Raw genomic sequence first — 8,210 nt, 5'->3', positions numbered from 1 at the left:
GGCTCTTGCGCAAGGAAACCGCCACAGCCTCCTGCGTCGGCGTCAGCGTCGTCTGCAACCGGCGCGCCGTGTGGCTGCGATCCTGCACGCTGTCGCGCTTGCGCCACTTCCAAACGGTCTGCTCGGAGATGCCGTAGCGCTCCGCCACGACCCACGCCGGCTCAGTGCTCGCCTGGATCGCCGCCCGCACCTTCGGCGTCGTGGTGGCCTGCTTGTGAAGAGAGATCAGCATGTCATTTCCTCGTCCCGAACCTCGCGCAGGATCGATCTTGCCATGAACAATGCAGTTCGGCGAGGGTCTATATGATCATCCGGGATGGGACACCTAACGAAAGTGAATCAGTGGCCAGCCAAGCAATCAAGCAGAGTTTTTCAACGGAATACGCAGGAACCTGACGATCGAACTCGCGACCAAGGCGGCCGCCAGAGGTCGGTAGCTGGCGGTTGATGCGCTCCCTTGGTCAACGGGACAGCGAAAAGAGCTGCCGGTGAAATATCACGAGCAGTGGTCTTCATTCACGACGCAATCGGCCGAGGTTGAGTGAAGAACCGCTCCCATGGTAAGCTTGGACATATTTGTTGGAGGGCGGCATGTCAGGCGTCACCGAGGGTACGGATCGGTCACAGATGACATTTCTGCCGGACCGCCTGGAAGACTGGATCAGCGCATTCAATCTGGTGAGGATCGCCGATCTCTTCGTCGATAAGCTGCATCTGGCGGACCTTGGCTGCGCCCGCGCGACGGCTGCCCGCGCGGGCACTCCAGTGACCCAAAAGACGAATGCAGGTCCTCCTGCAAAGGATGTGCGCTTTTTTTCTCTGATTTCTTCGGAACCCCAAGCAATTAGCTCACGTTGGTAGGATGACCCTATAAGGAGATTTCATGCAGTGCGCAGCGGCAACTGTCTTAATTATCGCCCTTACAACACCCGTCGTCGCGCAAGAAGCCAATGGTGACGCTGAGGAGGGCGAGGCGATATTTGATCGCCAATGCGCCTTTTGTCATGTCATTCAGGACGAGGAAGGCGAGGTGATAGCAGGGCGTGATGGGGGATCGGGGCCGAACCTGTTCGGCGTGATCGGATCGGCGCCTGGCTCGCGGTACGACGAGTTCGCATACAGCGATTCACTTGTCGCTTATGGCGAAACTGGGGTGACTTGGGGCGTGGCCAATTTGGTTTCCTTCGTGCAGAACCCCACTGGTCACCTCCGCGATGCGCTGGAAGATTCCGGCGCCCGTAGCGATATGTCCTATAAGCTGCGCGGTGAGCAGGACGCCCTTGACATACAGGCTTATCTCGCCCGGTTCGCAGTCGAGAAGACCGCGCCCGAAGGCGAGACCGGAACCAGCGCGGCGGAAAACGACGTCTCCGGAGCCAATCACTCCGAGAAGCCTTGAGACACCGCCTCGAACCGGGCTCTTCGTCGCGGAAGAGGTCTTGAAGCGAAGATTGATCTTCGCCGGACAAGGAGAGGCTGCGCCCGAGGCCGGACCATTGGCAAACCGAAAGACCAGGAGAGGAGAGATATCGATGAGATATATCAGATCAATTGAAATGTGGCTTGCCGCAATCGGGACGATCGCCATGGCTTCGCCGGCACTTGCGCAAAGTGGTATGAACACAACGAGCCTTCAGCACAACGTTGTTCTCGAGGGGCTTGATGCGCCGTGGGACATGGCGTTCCTGCCGGACGGAACGATGTTCTTCACCGAAAAATGCAACGGACTTTCCGTCCTCACGCCGTCGGGCGACGTAAACGCGCTCTTGGGTATGGGGGCGAACGACACGGATGTATCGGACTATGCGACCGTGGCTGACGACCTGTTCTGCGATGGGCAGGCTGGCATGAACGGAGTCGCCATTGACCCGAACTTCGATGAGAACAACCGGATATACGTATACTCAGCGTCGAACAAATCCGACCCTCAAACCAACCGTGTCATGCGCTTCACCATCAACGATGACCACACGGAACTGGCCGACCGCACGGATATCGTGGACGACATCCCCTACAAGACCGCGCCGACGGATCACCCGTTCGGCACGACTGGCACGCACAACGGTGGCCGGATCCGGTTCAACCCGGGGGACGGGTATCTTTACGTCACCACGGGCGACAACCACAACGCGGAGCTCCCGCAAAGCCCGACGAAGATGGGCGGCAAGGTTCTGCGGATCGACACCGACGGCAACGCCGCACCTGAGAACAGCCCACCGGCAGGGTTCGACCCGAGGGTCTATACCTACGGGCATCGGAACGTTCAGGGCATCACATTCCATCCTGAAACCAATGCGCCGATCACGGCAGAACACGGTCCATGGCATTCCGACGAGATTACCGTGCTCGAGAACGGTGGGAATGCCGGCTGGGATCCGCGCGACAACATGGCCGGCCGAGAGGATTGCCCCGACGGGTATTGTGGCTACATGCCGAACCAGAATGAGGGCATGAACCGCTACGAACGGGCCAATTTCATGCCGATGACCGACTTTGACACCTACCCGGACGCGATGCCGCCTATCTGGAGCAACAATGGCTGGTCGCAGGGCATGACATCGATCGAGTTTCTGACCGGCGAAGAATGGGGTGACTGGAACGGCAACATGGTCGTTGGGTTGATGGGTATCGGCTTTGGCGGGACCCCGTTGGGTCAGCGCATCGACGTGATTGAGCTGGACGAAGACCTGTCAGTGGTCGACGTGACAGAGATGACCCTGCCGATGCAGTCTGGCCGCTTCAGGGCCCTCGTCCAAGCCCCCGACGGCAGCCTCTACACGGCAATGGACGGTGTGGGCACCATCCACAAGCTGACGCCCGGTGGCTGACGTCCAACCTGTGGCGCTTTGCACGCGCGACACCAACTGACCTCAGGAAGGGGCCTCCCAAGTGACGGGAGGCCCCTTTTTCGATCCGCCGCCCCCAAGTTCCCTGCGCGATCGCAGACCGAATTCCTCTGACAACGGTGGCTGGTCACCCAGAGCTCCGCCGGCCGAGGAGGCCAACATTTCAGTCGCAACAGTGATCGAGATTTCCGCAACTTCGACCGAGAGTTTCGGCGATGCCGTAAAGCAGGGCATCGACCCGCGCAATGTCCTCCCGGCTCGCAGGGCGAACCACATTAGGACACCTCCTGCTGTAACCATTGCTGAAGTCGCGCCGCAGCTTCGGGATATGAGCTGAGCTGCGGCGGGTAGGCGGGTCGAGATGTGAAGGCGTTCATGGAAGCGGCCCGGCCAGAGGTATTCGGAGCCGACCATCAACGGCTCCTCCATCCAGCGCGCGAGCGACCTACGCGTGCCTTCGGTGATCTCGAACCGGACCGGGCGCAGGGTCTTGCTCTGGACGATTGAGGCCCGCTCCTTGACCTGGCCCGCCGCATAGACATCCGCCACCTTCAATTTCACGAGGTCACAGCCGCGAAGTTTGCTGTCGATGGCGAGGTTGAACAGGGCTAGTTCGCGGTGGTTCTCAGCGATCTCGAGGCGCACACGAATAGCCCAGACGTGTTTCGGCATCAGCGGCCGTTTCTGGCCGACTACGCGCCCCTTGTTCCAAGCAGGGCGGCAGGCGCGAATGGCAGGCAGGTTGGCAGTGGACGTGTCGGTTCCTCCGATCCGCCACGCCCAGCCACGACACCAACCCGACATTGGTGTGCCATGATAGCACGGCGAGCCGCGGAGGCGGCGCTGGTTGACCGACGAGCTTTTGTCCTCCGATTCGAGGGCGCGCCCGAACTGGCGGAATGCGCAGGAAGCGTTCGTGGCGGCCCGGGGGCCGCTGAACAGGCGAAAGAGCCAGGTCGGCCCATACCGGCCATTTACGGGCCCCGCCAACGCCGCAGCGCAGCTTCACGAGATCGGCCATTCATGCATCTGGCAGCATTCGACCGCGGACGAAGGTCGGTAAGCGGACAAGCTGCTTTTCGCGGCACCACATAAGGGTGAGGCTTTCGAAAACGATGCAACTTGCGACGGATCAGTCGAAAGTCACCGGCGCCTGTCTGCTGCGATTGACGTTCAACGCGAAGACGTCCGGGCGAGCGTAGTGGCCGCTGGCGTCGAACTTCCGCCGCGAAGATCGCGCTGCGGAAACGTCGATATCCGAGATCAAGAGGCCCTTCTCCTGATGCATCGGTCCGGCGTGGACCCCGCCGAATGGCTTGTAGATGACCGCGTCGCCGGGGTTCACCCACTCGTCCTTGTTCGGAAAAAGCTCGTCGTAATGCGGGATGTCGGTCGGGATGTCCGAGGCTTCGAGCGAGGTGGCGCAGCCGATGACCCAGCATCCGCCTTCGCGCGCGATGTGCTGCATCGTGGCCAGCCAGGTGTCGCCGCTGTCCCAGGTCGGCGCGACATAGATATCGATGTTCTGGGCATAAAGTGCGTATCGCGCCAAGGGCATGTAGTTTTCCCAGCATAGCAGAGCTCCGACACGACCCACAGCGGTGTCGACGACGTTCAGGCCGGACCCGTCGCCGAACCCCCAGACCATGCGCTCGGGATTGGTCGGCATCAGCTTGCGGTGGTTGTTCGCGATGGTCCCGTCCGCGTCGATGATGATGCAACTGTTGTAAAGCGTGCTGCCGCTGACCGCGCCGTCCAGTTCCTGATAACCCGCAACGACCACCACGCCATGGTCTCTTGCCGCCTCCTGCAACGGCCGCATTCCGTCCTGACTGAGATCGATTGCATTGGATTGAAGTCGGCCGAACAGCTCATCGGTCTTCCCCATCCCTGCGCCGGGCGGCAAACGCCAGACGAAGGTGGGATAGCCGGGAAACCACGCCTCGGGGAATACCACCATCTGGGCCCCCTCGCGGGCGGCGTCTTCGATCAGCTGGATCGCGCGGGACATCGTTTTTTCAAGATCAAGATAAACTGGCGGCTGCTGGATGACGGCGACTTTGGTCATGATGTGGTCCTTGCTATGCAAATGGGATTCAAACTCTGTCCGTCCTTCAAAATCAGAAGATCCGGCCGACCGGCTGACCAAGCGCCATCGCGCCCGCGTATTCCGACTGCGCCTCTTTTTGCAGCGGATGATACCGAGCGGCCTGGATGTCTCGGAACCGCCGTTCCAGCCCCGTCTTGCGGTAGAAGCCCGCGCCGCCCGCCAGTTCCATCGCCAGTTCGACCGTGAGGATGGCGTTTTCCTCGACCAACCTGCGTCCGATCATGACGTCATTGACGCTTTGCTCGGACGGTGCATTGCGTTCCGCCGCGGCGATCATGTGTTCATGCCCCATCCGGGTCGCGGCAAGCGCCGTGTCCATGCGCCCTGCGGTGGATTGCCGCCGGTGGGACACGGGCTTCATCCCGGCGATGCCCACGGCGATCTCGCGTGCGCTTTCGGCGATGCCAAGGTAGGTCGCGTAGATCAGCGGGAAGGCCATGGTGGCGATCAGCTGAAAGCCGGGATGCCACTCCCCCGCCGTCCGTCTGAGGGGGATCTTGTCATCGGGCACGAACAACCCGTCGATCATGATGTCATGCGACCCGGTGCCCCGCATCCCGAGGGTGTTCCAGGTGTCCAGGACCGTGACCTCCTCCGCGGTCATTGGGGCGCCGAAATGCAGCACGGTGCGTTCGCCGCCTTCGTCGCAGATGGCGCTGGTCATCAAGATGTCGCCCACGGGCGCACCGGACGAAAACACCTTCCGAGCCTTGATCTTGTAGCCGCCATCGACCTTTTCCGCCGTGCCCGATCCGCCGATCCAGTCCGATCCGCCCGAGCTGAGCAAGACGATGTTCTCCGCGGCGACGCGGCGCAGAAGCGGTTCAACCAGCGGTCGGGCCGCGGCTTGATGATGCCAGCGCCAGGCCGGGATGGCGACCTGGTGTGTGTGCATCGACAAGGCAAGCGCGCTGGACCCGCAGGCCCCGCCGATGATCCGCAGCATCTCGCACAGGTCGCGAACGGAGGCGCCGCCGCCACCAAGCTCGGTTGGCACGCCAGCGGCCACCAGGCCAGTGGACTTCATGGCCTTATAGTTGCCCGCGATGAAATCACCGGACAGGTCATGATCGCCCGCGTGTTCCGCGCAACGTTCGGCAAACTGCCGCGCCGTATCTTCCAGGGGTGCTCGCCGGGTCGGGATCAGGTCTGCTGCTACGTCAGTCATCGATCAATCCTCCTGTTCAACTGCAAGAAGGATTGCAGGTCCGAGGACGTGCATCCAGTCCACAAACTATACTGGGTAGGCCTTACCTTCGTGGTAGATTAAAGATCGGGGCGTTTTGCCCTGCCAAGCGGGAGGTTGAAATGCGTGGAAGCTACGGACAGTTCTGCCCCGTCGCCATGGCGTCTGAGGTGCTTTGCGCCCGCTGGACGCCTCTTGTCGTGCGGGAACTCATGTGCGGCAGCACGCGGTTCAATGACCTGCGCCGCGGCGTTCCGCGCATGTCGCCCTCGTTGTTGTCGAAGCGGCTGGTCGAGATGGAGGCGGCTGGTCTGATCGATGCGATGCCGGACGCAAGAGGCATCAAGTCCTACCGCCTGACAAAGGCGGGAGAGGAGTTGCGCCCGATCATCATGTCCCTGGGAAGCTGGGGGCAGCGGTGGGTCGAGACCGGCCCGACGCTCGACAATCTCGACCCGGAGCTTCTGATCTGGGACATGCACCGGTGCCTTGATCCCACGCCGCTGCCGGTCCGACGAATATGTATCCAGTTCGTATTCGAAGATCTGGCCGCAGAAAAACGTGACAACTGGCTGATCATCGACCCGGAAACTGGCGCCGAGGCCTGCTACGTCGATCCAGGGTTCGAGGTCGATCTTTACGCGGAATGCAGCTTGCGCACGATGACCGCGATCTGGCTGGGGCTGGACACAGTCGCTGCGGCGGTTGCGCGGGCCGATCTGGTGCTGTCGGGGGACCGGGAAATCGCGGCCATGATGCAGAAATGGCTGGGCCTTAGCCCCTTTGCGAAAGACAAGAAGCAGGTGGCGTGACGAAGCTGAAGGCGTGAACGGCCCACAGCTGCCTTTCATCAGTAGGTCGAGATTCTGCGGCGCGACCCGTCATAGCTGCCATTCGCCCTTGCGAAACCCGACTGAATTGGCACAGCTGGACGCTGTGACTTTAAATAAAGGAGCCTACATTGGCCAAGAGAAAGACATTTGAAGCCATTTTGAATACTGAATTCCGGTGGCCATCCCCGGGTGACCGGCCATTCTCAGTTGCGGACGACCCTTTTGACAATGCAAATATCGCCGATGACGGATTTGCACGCCTGACCCTTATGACAGAGGGATACAAAAAGGCAGCTGACTTGATGGTCGAAGCTTCCGCCAATGATCGCTTTGCGCGAGACACGCTCGTGTTTCCAGTAATTTTCAACTACCGGCATTTTCTTGAACTGTCCCTAAAGTGCCAGCTCGCAAAGTTCGGGCCTGACGCGGGGATTGGTCCAAACTGGACATCGCACGATTTGGCGAAACTGTGGGCAGAATTCTTGGCTATGCTGGATCACTTCGGGACTGATGATCCGGATGAAGTTGACCCGGTAGTAGAAGCGATTGTTCTCGAGTTTGCAAAGATTGATCCAGGATCATATTCGTATCGTTATCCAGTGGACCGAAAAGGGGATGCGGTCCCGGTTGCTTACTCTGACCTTCATCTACCGACTTTGGCGGACGTGATGCAGGGGGTCGCTGGTTATTTCAAAGGCTGTGATGGCTACCTGAGCGACTTGGTCGGCGCCAGTCCTTACTGACTACAACGGCCCATTGCGGACTCTCAGTTTGTGACTTCGATGCTGCGGAGCGGCCTGTCATACTGGCCATTCGCTGCATGCGCAAAACTGAGTAGCAAGCGAACTCACAAGCTCCGGACCGTACAGACGCTCTGGCTTTCCAAAAACCTACGGGTGACTGAACCGCCCCGGGTTTACCGGAGAGTTTCTGGTTCAATGATTAGGCTACTTTTTCGACGGCATTCAAGCTTGCATAGAAGGCCTCCTCTGCTTCTTGCGGCGTGACGTAGCCAATGGCGCTGTGCAGGCGGGTGTTGTTATACCAGTCGACCCATTTCAGGGTTTCCCATTCGACCTGACCAACGGACTTCCAGGGGCCAAGGAACTTGATGACCTCGGTCTTGAACAGGCCGATGATGCTTTCGGCGAGGGCGTTGTCGTAGGAATCCCCGACGCTGCCGACTGATGTGTCGATGCCGGCCTCGGCGAGCCGCTCGGTGTTGTCTGACGTCA

The 8,210-nt window shown here is 60.3% G+C and carries 9 protein-coding genes and 1 pseudogene; 5 read left to right on the top strand and 5 right to left on the bottom strand.

Annotation, left to right across the window (positions count from 1 at the left end):
• A partial coding sequence (locus BMW66_RS19505) for a helix-turn-helix domain-containing protein (RefSeq protein ID WP_342741896.1) occupies positions 1-232 on the bottom strand: 232 nt, incomplete at its 3' end.
• Between the two features lie 395 nt (positions 233-627).
• Here BMW66_RS19505 and BMW66_RS19500 point away from each other — a divergent pair.
• The 3 genes from BMW66_RS19500 (at position 628) to BMW66_RS19490 (ending at position 2,828) form a co-directional block, all read left to right on the top strand.
• Positions 628-861, top strand: a complete 234-nt coding sequence (locus tag BMW66_RS19500) for a hypothetical protein (RefSeq protein WP_093120824.1) — start codon at positions 628-630, stop codon at positions 859-861.
• Between the two features lie 22 nt (positions 862-883).
• Positions 884-1,399: a c-type cytochrome gene (locus BMW66_RS19495; protein ID WP_175483335.1), complete on the top strand. Its 516-nt coding sequence runs from the start codon at positions 884-886 to the stop codon at positions 1,397-1,399.
• A 217-nt stretch (positions 1,400-1,616) separates the two neighbouring features.
• Complete coding sequence (locus BMW66_RS19490; protein WP_245729571.1) at positions 1,617-2,828, top strand: PQQ-dependent sugar dehydrogenase; 1,212 nt, start codon at positions 1,617-1,619, stop codon at positions 2,826-2,828.
• A gap of 369 nt (positions 2,829-3,197) precedes the next feature.
• On the opposite strand, the pseudogene BMW66_RS19485 reads toward BMW66_RS19490, so the two are convergent.
• From BMW66_RS19485 to BMW66_RS19475, 3 genes and pseudogenes are all read right to left on the bottom strand, one after another.
• A pseudogene (locus BMW66_RS19485) lies at positions 3,198-3,650 on the bottom strand (site-specific integrase); the annotation flags it as partial.
• Positions 3,651-3,978: 328 nt separating this feature from the next.
• Positions 3,979-4,914, bottom strand: a complete 936-nt coding sequence (locus BMW66_RS19480; RefSeq protein ID WP_093120821.1) for a carbon-nitrogen hydrolase family protein — start codon at positions 4,912-4,914, stop codon at positions 3,979-3,981.
• A 52-nt stretch (positions 4,915-4,966) separates the two neighbouring features.
• Complete coding sequence (locus BMW66_RS19475; protein ID WP_093120820.1) at positions 4,967-6,124, bottom strand: acyl-CoA dehydrogenase family protein; 1,158 nt, start codon at positions 6,122-6,124, stop codon at positions 4,967-4,969.
• A 140-nt stretch (positions 6,125-6,264) separates the two neighbouring features.
• Between BMW66_RS19475 and BMW66_RS19470 the strand changes: the two genes are divergently transcribed.
• Together BMW66_RS19470 and BMW66_RS19465 are read left to right on the top strand one after the other, a co-directional pair.
• Positions 6,265-6,954: a winged helix-turn-helix transcriptional regulator gene (locus BMW66_RS19470; RefSeq protein WP_093120818.1), complete on the top strand. Its 690-nt coding sequence runs from the start codon at positions 6,265-6,267 to the stop codon at positions 6,952-6,954.
• A 149-nt stretch (positions 6,955-7,103) separates the two neighbouring features.
• Positions 7,104-7,718, top strand: coding sequence for a hypothetical protein (locus tag BMW66_RS19465; protein WP_245729570.1), 615 nt, complete (start codon positions 7,104-7,106; stop codon positions 7,716-7,718).
• A gap of 199 nt (positions 7,719-7,917) precedes the next feature.
• On the opposite strand, the gene BMW66_RS19460 is transcribed toward BMW66_RS19465, so the two are convergent.
• A partial coding sequence (locus BMW66_RS19460) for an integrase core domain-containing protein (protein WP_139196322.1) occupies positions 7,918-8,210 on the bottom strand: 293 nt, incomplete at its 5' end.

It is taken from the genome of Salinihabitans flavidus (genome assembly GCF_900110425.1).
In the GTDB taxonomy this organism is placed as follows: Bacteria; Pseudomonadota; Alphaproteobacteria; order Rhodobacterales; family Rhodobacteraceae; genus Salinihabitans; species Salinihabitans flavidus.
Note: the sequence above shows the minus strand (reverse complement) of the source record. Positions and strands in the feature narration are given on the sequence as shown.

What these genes read in the sequence shown, in the direction of transcription:
- BMW66_RS19500 (WP_093120824.1), top strand. Translation starts at nt 628, where the DNA reads ATGACATTTCTGCCGGACCGCCTGGAAGACTGGATCAGCGCATTCAAT.
- BMW66_RS19495 (WP_175483335.1), top strand. Translation starts at nt 884, where the DNA reads ATGCAGTGCGCAGCGGCAACTGTCTTAATTATCGCCCTTACAACACCC.
- BMW66_RS19490 (WP_245729571.1), top strand. Translation starts at nt 1,617, where the DNA reads ATGAACACAACGAGCCTTCAGCACAACGTTGTTCTCGAGGGGCTTGAT.
- BMW66_RS19480 (WP_093120821.1), bottom strand. Translation starts at nt 4,914, where the DNA reads ATGACCAAAGTCGCCGTCATCCAGCAGCCGCCAGTTTATCTTGATCTT.
- BMW66_RS19475 (WP_093120820.1), bottom strand. Translation starts at nt 6,124, where the DNA reads ATGACTGACGTAGCAGCAGACCTGATCCCGACCCGGCGAGCACCCCTG.
- BMW66_RS19470 (WP_093120818.1), top strand. Translation starts at nt 6,265, where the DNA reads ATGCGTGGAAGCTACGGACAGTTCTGCCCCGTCGCCATGGCGTCTGAG.